This window comes from Citrobacter sp. CK206, from assembly GCF_030333125.1.
GTDB classification, from domain to species: domain Bacteria; phylum Pseudomonadota; class Gammaproteobacteria; order Enterobacterales; family Enterobacteriaceae; genus Citrobacter_B; species Citrobacter_B koseri.
Genome location: NZ_JAOWGM010000029.1, coordinates 273,369 through 289,966 on the forward strand (window position 1 = coordinate 273,369; position 16,598 = coordinate 289,966).

Sequence of the window (16,598 nt, forward strand, 5' to 3'; positions counted from 1 at the left end):
TCAGGGGACGTTAAATGAAAAAATGGTCACGCCACCTGCTCGCGGCGGGTGCTCTGGCACTGGGCATGAGCGCCGCTCACGCTGATGACAACAACACGCTCTATTTCTACAACTGGACCGAGTATGTTCCACCAGGACTGCTGGAACAGTTCACTAAAGAGACGGGCATTAAGGTTATCTATTCGACCTACGAGTCGAATGAAACCATGTATGCCAAGCTGAAAACGTATAAAGACGGCGCCTACGACCTGGTGGTGCCTTCCACCTATTACGTCGATAAAATGCGTAAAGAGGGCATGATCCAGAAGATCGACAAAACGAAGTTAACCAACTTCCACAACCTCGATCCTGAAATGCTCAACAAACCGTTTGACCCGAATAACGACTACTCCATCCCGTATATCTGGGGCGCAACGGCAATTGGCGTTAACAGCGACGAAATTGACCCGAAAACCGTCACCAGTTGGGCTGACCTGTGGAAGCCTGAGTATAAAGGCGGCCTGCTGCTGACTGACGATGCGCGTGAAGTGTTCCAGATGGCGCTGCGTAAGCTGGGTTACTCCGGCAACACCACCGATCCTAAAGAGATTGAAGCGGCGTATAACGAACTGAAAAAACTGATGCCAAACGTGGCGGCGTTCAACTCCGACAACCCGGCTAACCCGTATATGGAAGGCGAAGTCAACCTGGGGATGGTGTGGAACGGTTCTGCGTACGTTGCACGTCAGGCAGGGACGCCGCTTGAGGTTATCTGGCCGAAAGAAGGCGGTATTTTCTGGATGGACAGCCTTTCTATTCCGGCGAACGCCAAAAACAAAGAAGGCGCGCTGAAGCTGATCAACTTCCTGTTGCGCCCGGATGTGGCGAAAGAAGTGGCGGAAACCATCGGTTATCCGACGCCGAACCTGGCCGCACGTAAGCTGTTAAGTCCTGAAGTGGCAAATGATAAATCACTCTACCCTGATGCCGACACCATCAATAAAGGGGAATGGCAGAACGACGTGGGTTCCGCCAGTGCTATCTATGAAGAGTATTATCAGAAGCTGAAAGCGGGACGCTAATTCAGCGTTGTAAAGAATGCCCGATGGCGCTGCGCTTATCGGGCCTGGATAAATGCAAACCGTAGGCCGGATAAGGCATTCGCCGCCATCCGGCAAAAAAATCACAGTCCTTTCAATAATTTCTCAATAAACGCCGGTACAACCTGGCTTGCCGGGCCATAATATTTCTCTTCAAACTCGCTGCCGACCTGGCTTGGTTCAAGATTTAGCTCGACCGTATGCGCGCCGTGCAGGCGGGCCTCATGCACAAACCCGGCCGCCGGATAAACATGCCCGGATGTTCCGATAGCGATAAACACATCCGCCATCGCCAGCGCCATATAGATCTCATCCATGCCAAGCGGCATTTCACCAAACCACACGACGTGCGGGCGAAGCGAAGCCGGGAACTGGCAGCAATGGCACTTATCGTCTGAAGTCACATCGCCCGTCCAGTCCAGAATTTGCCCGCTCTGGGAGCAGCGCACTTTCAACAGCTCGCCGTGCATGTGGATGATATTCTTGTTGCCCGCGCGTTCATGCAGATTATCGATATTTTGCGTCACCAGCAGGAAACGATCGCCCAGCACCTCTTCCAGTTTTGCCAGCGCGACATGCGCCGGGTTGGGCTGAATCTCAGGCCGCTGCAACTGCTGACGGCGGGCGTTGTAAAATGACTGAACCAGTTCTGGATCGCGGGCAAACCCTTCCGGGGTCGCCACATCCTCAACCCGATGCTCTTCCCAGAGACCATCAGCGGCGCGAAATGTACGAATGCCGGATTCGGCAGAGATTCCCGCTCCAGTAAGAACTAATACTCTTGGTTTTTCCATCATTTCCGGCACCACTCTGTCTCTGAAAAAGATTCGCTGACGCAGGCGTTCACGCAAATGGCGTTTGTTTTTACGAAAACGGCTTAATCGATGAGCCCGACGCGACTGCATAACAACCTCTTTTGATTAATCGGTAAGATGTAAGAAGGCAGCGCCGCGCATCCCGCCCGCATCACCGTGTCGCGCCCGTTCAATACGCGGTACACGAGCAACAGGAAGGAGATGACGTGGCAACCTGTCTGCCAGTTGCGTTGTTATAGCAGTGAAGTTTGATAATCCTCCCCCAATCACCACCAGATCGGGATCGACGATCGTGAGGATATTCCCCAGGCAGACCGCCAGTAAATCCTGGTAACGTTCAACATGCGCACGCGCGCGTTCATCACCTTGCTCCCACAAAGCAATAATCTCCGGCGCCTGTAGAGGTTGATGATAGTAATGCTGATACAGCCACGCAAACCCGCGGCCGGAAAGATAATTTTCGATGCAGCCCAGTTGACCGCAGCCGCAGCGACGCAGAGGAAAATCGAACCCCATCAGGGTGAGCGCATCGACAGGCAAACGCATATGACCAAACTCGCCGGTAATATAGCTGCGACCGGTGATCGGCTTACCGTTGAGCACCAGTCCGCCGCCTACGCCCGTCCCGAGGATAAGCCCCATGACCAGCGGATACTGCGTGAACTCATCATCCCAGGCTTCCGACAGTGCAAAGCAGTTCGCGTCGTTATCCAGGCGAACATCACGATCCAGCCGGGCGCTGAGATCGGCGCGGAGCGGTTTACCGCTGGCGGCCGGAACATTGGCGGCATACAGCGTTCCGTCTTCCGTTTCCGGCATCCCGGGAATACCAATGCCCACGGAACCTTTTACGTCAAACCGCTGGTCGGCTTCCGCCACCAGATCGCAGACCGCGGTTAAAAAAGCCTCATAGCCTTCGCGTGGCGTCGGTACGCGTTTTTCCCAGCGCAAACGTCGCTCGTTATCAAACACGCCTAAGGCAATTTTTGTCCCGCCAATGTCAAACCCGTAATGCATCACGCACCGCTCCTTGTTCTTATGTACTGCGACTACTGGCCGCTTAACACTCTCGCGGGGTCAATATTGCTGGCGCGTCGCGCCGGATACCAGCTCGCCAACAAGCTCAGCAACAATGCCGTAACCAGTACGTAAATAACGTCCAGCCAGTGTAATTCGGATGGCAGGAAGTCGATAAAATAGATGTCTCCAGAAAGGAACTGATGCCCTATCAGCTTTTCGATGCCTTCGATAATAGGGGTCAGTTGCAACGAGACGACCACGCCAATCGCCACGCCGCACAGACTGCCGAGCAGACCCGCCAGCAGCCCATACCAGACGAAAATGGCGCGGATTAGGCCATCTTTCGCCCCTAAGGTTCTTAATACCGCGATATCGCCGCTCTTATCTTTTACCGCCATCACCAGCGTCGAAACGATATTGAAGCAGGCCACGCCGATCACCAGCACCATCGCCAGATACATGATGGCGCGGATCATCTGAATATCATGGTACATATAGCCGTAAGTACCGATCCAGCTCTTAATGTAAACGTAACTGTCGGTCACTTCGCCAGCGTCCCGTACCAATTTATTGGCGTTAAAGACATCGTTGACCTTAATCGCGATGCCGGACACGCTGGCCCCCATATCCAGGTACTGCTGCGCGTCTTCCATAGGGATCATGGCAAAGCTGTGATCGAGCTGACCGCTCAGTTGCAGAATCCCCGTCACATGCAGACGCACTCGCTTAGGCTGCTGCAATTTATGATCGGCGCTGGCATTGGGGATCATGATCGACACCCAGTCGCCCTGCTTCACTTTCAGCGCATCGGCAACGCCCTTGCCAATGATGATCTGCTGCTCGCCCGCCCTGAAGTTATCCCAGGCATGGTTTTGCACAAACGACGGCAGCGCGCTCAAGCGCTGTTCCTGTTTCGGGTCCACGCCCTTCACCTGGATTGCGCGCAGATTCGCCCCGCTCTCCACCAGCCCGGTAAAGTTGATATAGGGCGCTGCCGCTGCAATCCCCTGTACGTGCTGCACTTTTTCCAGCGCTTCGCGCCAGTGAGTCCACGGCTGATTCACAGCTTCAATTTCACCATGCGGCACCACGGCCAGAATACGGTTGTTCAGCTCGCGCTCGAAACCGTTCATCGCGCTTAAACCGACAATCAGTACCGCCACGCCCAGCGCGATGCCGATAGTCGAGATAACGGAAATCAGCGACACCATACCGCCGCGTCGACGACCGCGACTAAAGCGCAAGCCGATCAATAACGATAAAGGCGAAGCCATTACTCAGCTCCCATCAGGCTCAGTTCTGCCGTCAGCAGACCGTCGCGCATTTCAAGCTGACGGCTCATTCGCTTCGCCAGCTGCAAATCGTGAGTCACCACCAGAAACGCCGTTCCCTGAGCGCGATTGAGTTCGCCCAGAAGCTGGAAAATACTGTCAGCATTGCGCGCATCCAGGTTGCCGGTCGGTTCATCCGCCAGCACCAGGCGCGGATTGTTGACCAGCGCTCGGGCGATGGCGACACGCTGACGCTCGCCGCCGGAAAGTTCGGATGGACGATGGTTAGCTCGGTGATCCAGCCCCACCGCCTGCAACATTTCACGCGCCCGCTCGGTAATTTCAGCCGTTTTTTTCTTGCCGATCAGCAGCGGCATCGCGACGTTTTCCAGCGCGGTGAAATCCGGTAGCAGGTGATGGAACTGATAAATAAAGCCAAGCTTCTGGTTGCGCAGTTCCGCTTTCGCCGCCGACGAGAGTTTGCTCATCGGCTGGCCGCTAAAAATGACATCGCCCGACGTCGGCGTATCCAGGCCGCCCAGCAGGTGCAGGAGCGTACTTTTCCCGGAGCCGGAGCTGCCGACAATCGCCATCATTTCGCCTTCGCCAATGCTGAAGCTGACATCGTGCAGCACGTCGGTTTGCACGGAGCCTTCCTGATAGCGTTTGCACAGGTTGTCGCATTGCAACAGGATCTTATTCATAACGTAAAGCCTCAGCGGGTTGGGTGGCGGCAGCGCGCCAGGAAGGATACAGCGTGGACAATAACGCGATGGCCATCGCCACCAGCGCAATAACAACAACCTGTAGCGGTTCAATCGCCACCGGCAGCGCAGCGCCATCCAGGAATGCGCCAATGATCGGCATCAGGTTATTCAGTTGGCTGGCCAGCAATGCGCCCAGCACTGCCCCCAGCAGCGCGCCGATAATCCCGGCGCTGGCGCCCTGAACCATAAACACCATCATGATCTGGCGCGGCGTCAGCCCCTGGGTTTGTAAAATAGCCACTTCGCCCTGCTTCTCCATCACCATTAAACCTAACGAAGTAATAATATTAAACGCCGCCACGGCGACAATCAGGCTTAACAGCAAACCCATCATGTTTTTTTCCATGCGCACGGCCTGGAACAGCTCGCCTTTTCGCTCACGCCAGTCCTGCCATTTCGTCCCCTCCGGCAGCGTCTGCTGGCTGAGGGTATCCACCTTCAGCGGCTCATTAAGCCACAAGCGCCAGCCGGTGATATTGCCCGCCGGGTAGCGCATCAGGCGCGACGCATCCTGAATATTGGTCAGCATCTGGTAGCCATCCACTTCGCTGTTCGCCGCGAAGGTGCCAATCACCGTAAACAGGCGCTGGCTCGGCAGGCGTCCCATTGGCGTGAACTGGCTGGCGGAAGGCACCATCACGCGAATTTGATCGCCGCGATTGACGCCCAACTGCCCGGCAAGCTGCTCGCCGAGGATGACATTATACTTGCCCGCTTCAAGAGAGGTTTGCTTCACATTGACCAGATACGGCGTTAAGGGATCTTTTTGCGCCGGGTCGATACCCAGCATCACGCCCACGGCGACGCTACGCGCGCTTTGCAGCACGACATCTCCCGTGGTAAGCGGCGCGATACGATTGACGCCATTCAACGTAACCGCTTTTTCGGGTATCAGCTGTGGATTAAGGGAGCCCTGCTCAGACGAGAGAATTGCCTGCGGCATCAGGCCAAGGATGTTGTTTTGCAGTTCACGTTCAAAACCATTCATCACCGACAATACCGTGACCAGCGCCATCACCCCGAGAGTAATGCCAATGGTGGAAAGCCAGGAGACGAAACGACCGAAACGATCTGCTGCACGCCCACGCATATAACGCAGGCCAATAAATAGAGCGACAGGTTGGTACATGAAATCCGTCTGGTTGCTGTTAGCAAAGCCCTGAGTATATAAGCGAAAGCGGAATGGGTAAATGACTGAACCGTAAGTGTTCGTCAGCGTAATTCTGAAAAGTATCAAGAAATCAACTTCCTGAAGATACCTGCTTTGATACTCACCCTTGACCCTGATCTTTATCTTAAAAAAATAAAATACAGAATGTTACGCATTACAACACCGATCCCCGCCCGCAGGATCACAGGCTATGTTGAATAACACGAGTACGCCGTCCTGATGAAACAAAAAGAATTGTGGATCAACCAAATCAAAGGGTTATGCATCTGCCTGGTGGTCATTTATCACTCTGTGATTACGTTCTATCCCCACCTGACCGCTTTCCAGTATCCGTTATCGGAGATCCTGACGAAATGCTGGATCTACTTTAACCTCTATCTGGCGCCGTTTCGCATGCCGGTGTTTTTCTTTATTTCCGGGTATCTGATCCGCCGCTATATTGACAGCGTGCCCTGGGGAACCTGTATTGATAAACGGATCTGGAGCATTGTCTGGGTACTGGCGCTCTGGGGAGTGGCGCAATGGCTGGCGCTTAGCTGGCTCAACCACTGGCTGGCGCCCGAACGCGACATCAACAATGCCTCCAACGCCGCTTATGCCGGGTCCGTCGGCGAGTTTATTCACGGAATGCTGACGGCCAGCACCAGCCTCTGGTATCTGTATGCGCTGGTTGTCTATTTTGTGCTGTGTAAAGTTTTCAGCCAATGGGCAAAACCACTGTTCGTACTGTTTGTACTGCTGAGCGTGACGATAAACTTCGTGCCGACGCCGTGGTGGGGAATGAACAGCGTGATCCGCAACCTGCCTTACTACAGCCTCGGCGCCTGGTTTGGCGCCACGCTGATGGAGTGGATTAAGCATGTCCCACTGCGTCGTTATGCTATCGCGTTTGCGGGCATTGCGCTGCTCGCCGTCATCGCCTGGCTGGCTAATGTATCCCTGCTGCTCTCACTGGTGTCGATTGTGCTGATCATGAAGCTTTTCTATCAGTATGAGCAGCGCTTCGGCATGCGTTCTTCCAGTCTGCTGAATGTCATCGGCTCAAACACTATTGCTATCTATACAACCCACCGTATCCTGGTCGAAGCGTTCAGCTTAACGTTGATTCCGAAAATCAACGGCGCGGCATGGTCGCCGCAGCTTGAGTTTGCTCTGCTGTTGGTTTACCCCTTTGCCAGTCTGCTGATTTGCACGCTGACGGGCCTTACCGTCCGAAAAATTTCGCAACGCCTGTTTGCCGATCTCTTCTTCTCTCCGCCTTCTCTCCCCGCCGTTACCAGCTATTCGCGTTAATCTTTTCGCCCCCTCCCGGGGGCGAATCAATTTGCTAAAGAGAAACGATCACGGATAATAAAGAGCATTGCTTATCAGTGATATGCCCCCATAGTGTGGTGTATACCCAATAGAGATCCTGCAACCACTATGCCTGAACAACAACGTTATACTCTGCCAACCAAACCCGGCGATCAGCGCCAGTTGGGCGAGCTTACCGGCGCCGCCTGCGCCACGCTGGTGGCGGAGATTGCCGAGCGCCATGCTGGCCCAATCGTACTTATTGCACCTGACATGCAAAACGCCCTGCGCCTGCATGACGAAGTTCGCCAGTTCACCGACCAACTGGTGATGAATCTGGCGGACTGGGAAACGCTCCCTTACGACAGCTTTTCCCCACACCAGGAAATCATCTCTTCACGCCTGTCCACGCTTTACCAGTTGCCGTCAATGCAGCGCGGCGTATTGATTGTTCCGGTAAATACGCTGATGCAGCGCGTTTGCCCGCACAGTTATTTGCACGGCCACGCCCTGGTGATGAAAAAGGGTCAGCGTTTGTCGCGCGACGCCCTGCGCGCACAGCTGGATAGCGCGGGCTATCGTCATGTTGATCAGGTCATGGAACACGGTGAATACGCCACTCGCGGCGCGCTGCTGGATCTGTTTCCGATGGGCAGCGAACAGCCCTATCGTCTTGATTTTTTTGATGATGAAATCGACAGTTTGCGCCTGTTTGATGCCGATACCCAGCGTACGCTGGAAGAAGTCGACGCCATCAATTTGCTGCCCGCGCATGAATTTCCGACCGATAAAACGGCCATCGAGCTGTTCCGCAGCCAGTGGCGTGACACATTTGAAGTTAAACGCGACGCCGAGCATATTTACCAGCAGGTCAGTAAAGGCACGCTGCCTGCCGGGATCGAATACTGGCAGCCGCTGTTCTTCAACGAGACGCTGCCGCCTCTGTTCAGCTACTTCCCGGCGAACACGCTGCTGGTGAATACCGGCGCGCTGGAAAACAGCGCTGAACGCTTCCAGGCCGATACCCTGGCGCGTTTTGAAAACCGTGGCGTCGATCCTATGCGCCCGCTTTTGCCGCCGGAATCTCTGTGGCTGCGGGTCGATGAGCTGTTCTCTGAACTCAAACGCTGGCCCCGCGTACAGTTAAAAACCGAACATCTGCCAGGTAAGGCGGCGAATACCAATCTGGGTTTCCAGAAACTGCCGGATCTGGCGGTACAGGCGCAGCAAAAAGCGCCGCTGGACGCGCTGCGTAGGTTTCTTGAATCCTTCAACGGGCCGGTCATTTTCTCCGTAGAAAGCGAAGGCCGCCGCGAAGCGCTCGGGGAACTGCTCGCCCGTATTAAAATTTCACCCAAACGAATTTTGCGCCTGGATGAGGCGCTCGACGCCGGACGTTACCTGATGATTGGCGCTGCGGAGCATGGCTTCATTGATACGCAGCGTAATCTGGCGCTTATTTGCGAGAGCGATTTGCTGGGTGAACGCGTTGCGCGTCGCCGTCAGGACTCACGCCGCACGATTAACCCCGACACGCTGATCCGCAACCTGGCGGAACTGCATCCTGGCCAGCCGGTGGTACACCTTGAGCATGGTGTGGGGCGTTATGCGGGTATGACGACGCTGGAAGCCGGCGGCATCAAGGGCGAGTACCTGATGCTCACCTACGCCAACGACGCCAGATTGTACGTACCGGTGTCATCTTTGCATCTCATCAGCCGCTATGCCGGAGGCGCCGAAGAGAACGCGCCGCTGCATAAACTGGGCGGCGACGCCTGGTCTCGCGCCCGACAGAAAGCCGCGGAGAAAGTGCGCGACGTGGCGGCAGAGCTACTGGATATTTACGCCCAGCGCGCGGCGAAAGAAGGTTTCGCCTTTAAGCACGATCGCGAGCAGTATCAACTGTTCTGCGACAGCTTCCCGTTCGAGACCACGCCAGACCAGGCGCAGGCCATTAACGCCGTCCTGAGCGACATGTGCCAACCGCTGGCAATGGATCGTCTGGTGTGCGGCGACGTCGGCTTCGGGAAAACCGAAGTGGCGATGCGCGCCGCGTTCCTGGCGGTGGAAAACCACAAACAGGTCGCGGTGCTGGTGCCTACCACCCTGCTGGCGCAACAGCATTTCGATAACTTCCGCGACCGCTTCGCCAACTGGCCGGTGCGCATCGAAATGCTCTCCCGTTTCCGTAGCGCCAAAGAGCAAGCGCAGATCCTTGAGCAGGTCGCTGAGGGGAAAATCGACATTCTGATCGGCACTCATAAGCTGCTGCAAAGCGATGTGAAATTAAAAGATTTGGGCTTGCTGATTGTCGATGAAGAGCACCGTTTCGGCGTACGGCATAAAGAGCGCATCAAGGCAATGCGCGCCGACGTTGATATTCTGACGCTGACGGCAACGCCAATCCCCCGTACGCTCAACATGGCGATGAGCGGTATGCGCGATCTGTCGATCATTGCCACACCGCCCGCCCGTCGTCTGGCGGTAAAAACCTTCGTCCGCGAATATGACAACCTGGTGGTGCGCGAGGCTATCCTGCGTGAAGTTCTGCGCGGCGGCCAGGTGTATTATCTGTATAACGACGTGGAGAATATCCAGAAAGCCGCGGACCGACTGGCGGAACTGGTGCCGGAAGCCCGCATCGCGATTGGTCACGGGCAGATGCGCGAGCGCGAACTTGAGCGCGTTATGAACGACTTCCACCACCAGCGCTTTAACGTTCTGGTGTGTACCACCATTATCGAAACCGGTATTGATATTCCAACCGCGAACACGATCATCATTGAGCGCGCCGACCATTTCGGCCTGGCGCAGCTACACCAGCTACGTGGCCGCGTTGGACGTTCGCACCATCAGGCGTATGCCTGGCTGCTGACGCCGCATCCAAAAGCGATGACGACCGACGCGCAAAAACGTCTGGAAGCCATTGCCTCGCTGGAAGATTTGGGTGCCGGTTTTGCGCTGGCGACTCACGACCTCGAAATTCGCGGCGCTGGCGAGCTGCTTGGCGAAGATCAGAGCGGGCAGATGGAGACTATCGGCTTCTCGCTGTATATGGAGCTGCTGGAAAACGCTGTGGATGCGCTGAAAGCCGGACGTGAGCCGTCGCTGGAAGACCTCACCAGCCAGCAGACGGAAGTCGAACTGCGTATGCCGTCGCTGCTGCCGGATGATTTTATCCCGGATGTGAATACGCGTCTGTCGTTCTATAAACGCATTGCCAGTGCGAAAAACGAAAACGAGCTGGAGGAGCTCAAGGTAGAGCTGATCGACCGTTTCGGCCTGCTGCCTGACCCGGCGCGCAATCTGCTGGATATCGCGCGTCTGCGCCAACAGGCACAGAAGCTGGGCATTCGAAAACTGGAAGGCAACGAGAAAGGCGGTACGATCGAGTTTGCCGAGAAAAATCACGTTAACCCAACCTGGCTGATTGGTCTGTTGCAAAAACAACCACAGCACTTCCGCCTCGACGGCCCGACACGCCTGAAGTTTATTCAGGATCTGGCGGAGCGTAAAACGCGTATGGACTGGGTGCGCCAGTTTATGGCGCAACTGGAAGAAAACGCGGCGGCGTAACGCCCTACGACGCCGGATGGCGGCGCAAGCGCCTTATCCGGCCTACGGAAAGCATATCCTGTAGGCCCGGTAAGCGCAGCGCCACCGGGCACATCGCCTTATCCGGCCTACGGGAAGCATACCCTGTAGGCCCGGTAAGCGCAGCGCCACCGGGCACATCGCCTTATCCGGCCTACGAGAAGCATACCCTGTAGGCCCGGTAAGCGCAGCGCCACCGGGTACATCGCCTTATCCGGCCTACGGGAAGCATACCCTGTAGGCCCGGTAAGCGCAGCGCCACCGGGCGTAATGCCCTCTGCCATCCCCCGCGTTTTCGCCCACATTTACAACACTTTGCACTTCTCTTGCACTTCAAGACATGACAACCCGCCATAATGATCATTGACTCAATTTATTACAATAACCCTTTGATTTGTGATGATAATGAATAACATGCGACTTTCCCGCTGGCTGGCGTTTTTTACGCTCGCCGCGTCCGTAGCGCTGGCGATACCGGCGCAGGCAAACACCTGGCCGCTTCCTCCTCCCGGCAGCAAACTGGTGGGCGAAAATACATTTCACGTTGTCGAAAACAACGGCGGCTCGCTGGAGGCGATTGCTAAAAAATACAATGTCGGTTTTTTAGCGTTGCTACAGGCAAATCCGGGCGTTGATCCTTACGTTCCCCGCGCGGGCAGCGTTCTGACCATCCCTCTGCAAACCTTACTACCGGATGCGCCGCGCGAAGGTATTGTGATTAACCTCGCCGAATTGCGTCTGTATTACTATCCTCCCGGAAAAAATTCGGTGACCGTGTATCCAATCGGTATCGGTCAACTGGGTGGCGATACGTTGACGCCAACGATGGTCACTACCGTTTCGGATAAGCGCGCGAATCCAACCTGGACGCCTACGGCGAATATCCGCGCCCGTTACAAAGCTCAGGGGATAGACCTCCCTGCCGTGGTTCCCGCCGGACCGGATAACCCAATGGGCCATCATGCGATCCGCTTAGCGGCTTATGGCGGCGTCTATTTGCTGCACGGCACGAATGCTGATTTCGGTATCGGGATGCGCGTCAGTTCCGGCTGTATTCGCCTGCGTGACAGTGATATTGAGACGCTGTTCCGTCAGGTCACGCCGGGTACGAAGGTCAACATTATTAATACGCCGATCAAAGCGTCCGTTGAACCTGGCGGCATGCGCCTGGTAGAAGTCCACCAGCCGTTATCGAAGAATATTGATGACGATCCGCAAATATTGCCGATCGTATTGAACGGTCAAATGCAGGCTTTCAAAGATGCCGCACAGACCGATGCCGCCGTTATGGAGCATGTTATGGAAGTGCGTTCAGGAATGCCGGTCGATGTCACCCGCCATCCCGGGATAACGCAGCAGTCGATGTAACGTCGGATAATAAAAAAGCCCCGCTCAGACAGCGGGGCTTTTTTGTGGCAGTAGCAGTGGCATTAATGAGGGTTAATGCTTATTTGTAGATAACCGCAGTCCCGTGGAGGGTGTTAGGACCGGTTACCGAAGTAATGCGGAAAGATTTCGCGCCCATTTCATCCGCTTTTTGCGCCAGTTGATCTTCCAGAGATCCCAGGTTAGTCCCGGCGGTTGCGGAAATGGTGCCTACTTTCTGTTGATCTACTGGCGTCGCCTGAACTTCAACAGCAGCGAAACTTGCGAAAGAGAGTGAACTCAGTACAGCAGCAGCAATGAGGGTTTTTACGTTTTTCATGATAGTGACCTTTAGCAGATGAACGGTGTCGAAATATTTACTTAACGATCGATAGGTAAATCATAGATGTGATCCAGGTCACACGTCAACATTTTTTTATAACGATCATTATATAAATTAAAAAGGACTTATTTTTCATATCAATACAGGTGAATTATTTTTCTTCTGAATGCGCTGGAGACTGAGCGGGATTATTTTTATAATGGTTGTTCAACAAACCCAACAAGGTACAACGGCATCATGACAACTGACTCGACAGGTTGCGTAAAAAAAAGCCGTGGCCGACCAAAAGTGTTCGACAGGGAAGCCGCGCTTGATAAGGCCATGACACTCTTCTGGCAGCACGGCTATGAAGCAACATCGCTCGCCGACCTCGTGGAAGCGACCGGCGCAAAAGCGCCCACGCTGTACGCAGAATTTACGAACAAGGAAGGGTTGTTCCGCGCAGTGCTGGACCGCTATATCAGCCGCTTTGCGGCAAAGCATGAGGCCCAGCTCTTTTGTGAAGAAAAAAGCGTTGAGTCCGCGCTGGAAGACTATTTCACCGCCGTCGCGACATGCTTCACCAGTAAAGACACCCCTGCCGGGTGCTTTATGATCAACACGTCCGCCACACTGGCCGCCTCCTCCCGTGAAATCGCCCATACGGTGAAATCCCGCCACGCGATGCAGGAGCAGACGCTGACCCAGTTTTTGCGCCAGCGGCAGGAGCGCGGGGAAATTCCGGCGCACTGTAATCCACAAACGCTGGCGGAATATCTGAACTGTATTTTACAAGGAATGTCGATCAGCGCGCGTGAAGGCGCGACGTTTGACAAGCTGATGCAGATAACCCGCACCACCCTACGGCTGTGGCCGGAGATGCTGAAGGCTTAGCGCCTGACCGTCTGATAAAAAAAGCCCCTCAGCCTGAGCGAATGAGGGGCTAACGTGCAGAGTACAGCTTTTTTTACGCGTCGTTATTCAGAATCAATTGACCGTTATTATCCAGCGGGATTTGCGTTCCGGGATCTTTATCCATGCGGATTTTCCCCTGCTGATCGCCAATCTTGTAAGTGACGTCATAGCCCAGCATTTTCTCTGACTTGTCATACACCGTTTTACAGCGCTGCTGCGTAGAGGTGTAGGTGTCATTTTCCTGCATTGATCCCTGGATTTGGTTACCGGCGTACCCTCCGCCCAGCGCCCCGACGACGGTCGCCACATCTTTACCACGACCACCGCCGAACTGATGACCAATCACGCCGCCAGCAACCGCGCCAAGCACCGAACCGGCAATGCGGTTTTCGTCCTGAACAGGTTTGCGGTGCGTGACCGTCACGTTGCGGCATTCCTGACGCGGTATTTTGACGGTTTCTTTTATGGGTGTGGCTGATACGACTTGCGCATATTTCGGGCTACGGTCAAAAACGTTCAGACTGGCCACCGCCGCCACACCCAGCGCAGCAGCTACGCCAATCCCTATACCCGCCAACATTGATTTATTCACGGGAATTCCTCCTTTTTTGCTATTAGTAACAATTTTGCAACCAGCAGTGGGGTTAAGCAAATCAGAAAGAGGATGAAAAGTGCGGGGTTATGCGGCAAACAGACACGATTCAGAGAACTCTGAAGCAGATGGCGCGATTAAATTGCCGGATGGCGGCCGATGGCCTTATCCGGCCTACAAACGGTGAGGGATGATGCCCGGTGGCCTTATCCGACCTACATGCAGTGCGAGCCGTAGGCCTGATAAGCGAAGCGCCATCAGGCGATACGGTAAGGATTAATGCAGTTTCAGACGCGGGCGAATCACACGGTTAATGCTGCCTACTAACATCATTAACCCGGTTTTAAAGTAACCGTGCAGCGCAATCTGGTGCATACGGTAAAGCGAAATGTAAACAAAACGCGCGATACGCCCTTCCACCATCATTGAACCGCGCATCAGGTTCCCCATCAGGCTGCCGACAGTCGAGAAATTAGAGAGCGATACCAGCGAACCGTGATCTTTATAAACGTAGTCTTTCATCGGTTTGCCTTTCATCTGCGCCAGAATATTATTCAGTGCGCAGCTTGCCATCTGATGCGCGGCCTGAGCGCGCGGCGGCACAAAGCCCCCTTCAGGACGTGCGCAGGAAGCACAGTCGCCGGTGGCATAAACATCCGGGTCACGGGTGGTTTGCAGCGTCGGTTCAACCACTAACTGGTTGATGCGGTTAGTTTCCAGCCCGCCAATATCTTTCAGGAAATCAGGCGCTTTAATCCCTGCCGCCCACACCATCAGGTCAGCTTTGATGTGTTCGCCATCTTTCGTATGCAGGCCGCCTTCGTCTGCGCTGGTCACCATCGTCTGAGTCAGTACGCGTACGCCCAGTTTGGTCAGTTCGCTATGCGCCGCAGCGGAAATACGCGGCGGCAGCGCAGGCAGAATGCGCTCACCGGCTTCAACCAGCGTCACGTTCAGCGCTTCGTTAGTCAGGCCTTTGTAGCCGTAGCTGTGCAGCTGTTTCACAGCGTTATGCAGTTCCGCAGAAAGCTCCACACCCGTTGCGCCGCCACCGACAATCGCAATGTTGACCTTACCGCTAACACCCATGCTGGAAGAGTATTTCAGGAACAGGTTCAGCATTTCCTGATGGAAGCGACGCGCCTGATGCGGGTTGTCCAGGAAAATACAGTGTTCTTTAACGCCAGGGGTGTTGAAGTCGTTAGAGGTGCTGCCCAGCGCCATCACCAGGGTGTCGTACGCGATTTTACGCTCAGGAACCAGCAGTTCCCCTTTCTCGTCACGCAGTTCCGCAATGGTGATCGTTTTCGCTTCACGATCGATATCCATAACCGAACCCAACTGGAACTGGAAACCATGATTACGCGCATGCGCCAGGTAGCTCAGAGCGTCCACGCCTTCGTCCAGTGAACCGGTCGCCACTTCATGCAGCAACGGCTTCCACAGATGGCTGTGGTTTCTGTCCACCAGCGTGATTTTTGCCTTTTTCTTACGACCCAGTTTTTTACCCAACTGAGTCGCCATTTCAAGCCCGCCAGCACCGCCGCCGACAATCACGATCTTTTTCAATGGTGTAGTCAACGTGACCCCCCCTTAAATTTATTAACCAATTGTTAAGTAAAAGTTATAAATATAGCCTTTAATTAACAACAAGTTACGGTAATGCAAAGTGACTTCGCTAGTGAGAATAACACGAACGGTGCATTGGTCATACCAAAATTGATGTACATCAAGTTTTCTCGCTGAAAAGATAGACAACCCTGCCTGAATGCTCATAAAAAAACCAGCCCGAAGGCTGGTTTCTGAGGGGGGTTATCGGGTTACAACGGCTTAACCTAACGTTTTAAACGCTTTTATCCGCTGTAAATGAGGAGAGATATTCTTAAATTTATGGGTCTGCTCTTCGTCCCAGACAATTTCATAGAAATGATGCAGCTCTTTTGCCGAACGATGGCTGTCCAGCGCTTCATCATGCCGGGACAGGATCACCAGGCAGCGATCGCGGTTTTTTTCGCGGAAATTGGTGACGCATTTCGTTGCGATATCGGCATACTCTTCCGGGCGGTCGATTTTGCCTTCCATGTTCTCATAGGGGAACAGATTAGGGTTGAATACCACCTGGCGTATGTCGCACAGGAAGCCAATCCGCTCCGCCCAATACCCACCCAGTCCTACGCCACAAATTAATGGCCGATCGTCCACATTCAGTTGCAACATTTTGTCTACTTCTTTCAGCAGATGCTGCATGTCATGTTTGGGATGCCGTGTGCTATAGCTGATCAGTCTGACATCCGAATCAATAAACTGTAGCTGCAACACTTTCTCGTGGTTACCCGGACTGTTGGAGTCAAAACCGTGTAAATAGATAATCATCGCATCCTCACACAAAACTCG

Annotated in this window: 14 protein-coding genes; 5 read left to right on the top strand and 9 right to left on the bottom strand. The window is 54.4% G+C overall.

Translation table 11 applies throughout. The features are described from left to right. Positions 1–14: 14 nt before the first annotated feature. Complete coding sequence (gene potD / locus OGX81_RS16255; protein ID WP_071258216.1) at positions 15–1,061, top strand: spermidine/putrescine ABC transporter substrate-binding protein PotD; 1,047 nt, start codon at positions 15–17, stop codon at positions 1,059–1,061. Between the two features lie 101 nt (positions 1,062–1,162). On the opposite strand, the gene cobB is transcribed toward potD, so the two are convergent. The 5 genes from cobB to lolC are packed head-to-tail and all read right to left on the bottom strand — an operon-like array spanning position 1,163 to position 6,081. After that, positions 1,163–1,984 carry a Sir2 family NAD+-dependent deacetylase gene (gene cobB, locus OGX81_RS16260; protein ID WP_071258218.1) on the bottom strand — a complete coding sequence of 274 codons (822 nt, stop codon included), beginning with the start codon at positions 1,982–1,984 and terminating at the stop codon, positions 1,163–1,165. Between the two features lie 15 nt (positions 1,985–1,999). Beyond that, positions 2,000–2,911, bottom strand: coding sequence for an N-acetylglucosamine kinase (gene nagK, locus OGX81_RS16265; protein ID WP_104868793.1), 912 nt, complete (start codon positions 2,909–2,911; stop codon positions 2,000–2,002). 32 nt (positions 2,912–2,943) lie between these two features. Next, positions 2,944–4,188, bottom strand: coding sequence for a lipoprotein-releasing ABC transporter permease subunit LolE (gene lolE, locus OGX81_RS16270; RefSeq protein ID WP_024130429.1), 1,245 nt, complete (start codon positions 4,186–4,188; stop codon positions 2,944–2,946). Beyond that, positions 4,188–4,889, bottom strand: coding sequence for a lipoprotein-releasing ABC transporter ATP-binding protein LolD (lolD, locus tag OGX81_RS16275; protein ID WP_071258222.1), 702 nt, complete (start codon positions 4,887–4,889; stop codon positions 4,188–4,190). The genes lolE and lolD overlap by 1 nt, the downstream gene beginning before the upstream one ends. Next, positions 4,882–6,081: a lipoprotein-releasing ABC transporter permease subunit LolC gene (gene lolC, locus OGX81_RS16280; RefSeq protein WP_114647634.1), complete on the bottom strand. Its 1,200-nt coding sequence runs from the start codon at positions 6,079–6,081 to the stop codon at positions 4,882–4,884. Before lolC ends, lolD begins: the two co-directional genes overlap by 8 nt. 261 nt (positions 6,082–6,342) lie before the next feature. Here lolC and OGX81_RS16285 point away from each other — a divergent pair, with 261 nt between their 5' ends. The 3 genes from OGX81_RS16285 (at position 6,343) to ldtC (ending at position 12,378) form a co-directional block, all read left to right on the top strand. Further along, on the top strand, positions 6,343–7,416 hold the full coding sequence (locus tag OGX81_RS16285) for an acyltransferase family protein (RefSeq protein WP_012132800.1): 1,074 nt from the start codon (positions 6,343–6,345) through the stop codon (positions 7,414–7,416). A gap of 129 nt (positions 7,417–7,545) precedes the next feature. Continuing rightward, positions 7,546–10,992, top strand: a complete 3,447-nt coding sequence (gene mfd / locus OGX81_RS16290) for a transcription-repair coupling factor (protein WP_104868794.1) — start codon at positions 7,546–7,548, stop codon at positions 10,990–10,992. 420 nt (positions 10,993–11,412) lie between these two features. Continuing rightward, positions 11,413–12,378 (top strand): L,D-transpeptidase LdtC, encoded by a 966-nt coding sequence (gene ldtC / locus OGX81_RS16295; protein ID WP_104869144.1) that lies wholly within the window; start codon positions 11,413–11,415, stop codon positions 12,376–12,378. Positions 12,379–12,457: 79 nt separating this feature from the next. Here ldtC and bhsA read toward each other — a convergent pair whose 3' ends face one another. Beyond that, the gene (gene bhsA / locus OGX81_RS16300) at positions 12,458–12,715 is read right to left on the bottom strand and encodes a multiple stress resistance protein BhsA (protein ID WP_047457498.1); all 258 of its coding nucleotides are present in this window, start codon (positions 12,713–12,715) and stop codon (positions 12,458–12,460) included. Between the two features lie 240 nt (positions 12,716–12,955). On the opposite strand from bhsA, the gene comR reads away from it, so the two are divergent. Then, a complete protein-coding gene (gene comR, locus OGX81_RS16305; RefSeq protein ID WP_024130432.1) occupies positions 12,956–13,591 on the top strand; it encodes a TetR family copper-responsive transcriptional repressor ComR in 636 nt (211 codons plus the stop codon). A gap of 73 nt (positions 13,592–13,664) precedes the next feature. On the opposite strand, the gene OGX81_RS16310 is transcribed toward comR, so the two are convergent. From OGX81_RS16310 to ycfP, 3 genes are all read right to left on the bottom strand, one after another. Continuing rightward, on the bottom strand, positions 13,665–14,204 hold the full coding sequence (locus tag OGX81_RS16310) for a glycine zipper 2TM domain-containing protein (protein ID WP_104868795.1): 540 nt from the start codon (positions 14,202–14,204) through the stop codon (positions 13,665–13,667). 276 nt (positions 14,205–14,480) lie between these two features. Next, positions 14,481–15,785, bottom strand: a complete 1,305-nt coding sequence (ndh, locus tag OGX81_RS16315; protein ID WP_286487617.1) for an NADH-quinone dehydrogenase — start codon at positions 15,783–15,785, stop codon at positions 14,481–14,483. A 249-nt stretch (positions 15,786–16,034) separates the two neighbouring features. Next, positions 16,035–16,577, bottom strand: a complete 543-nt coding sequence (gene ycfP, locus OGX81_RS16320; protein ID WP_012132812.1) for an alpha/beta hydrolase YcfP — start codon at positions 16,575–16,577, stop codon at positions 16,035–16,037. Between the last annotated feature and the right edge of the window lie 21 nt (positions 16,578–16,598).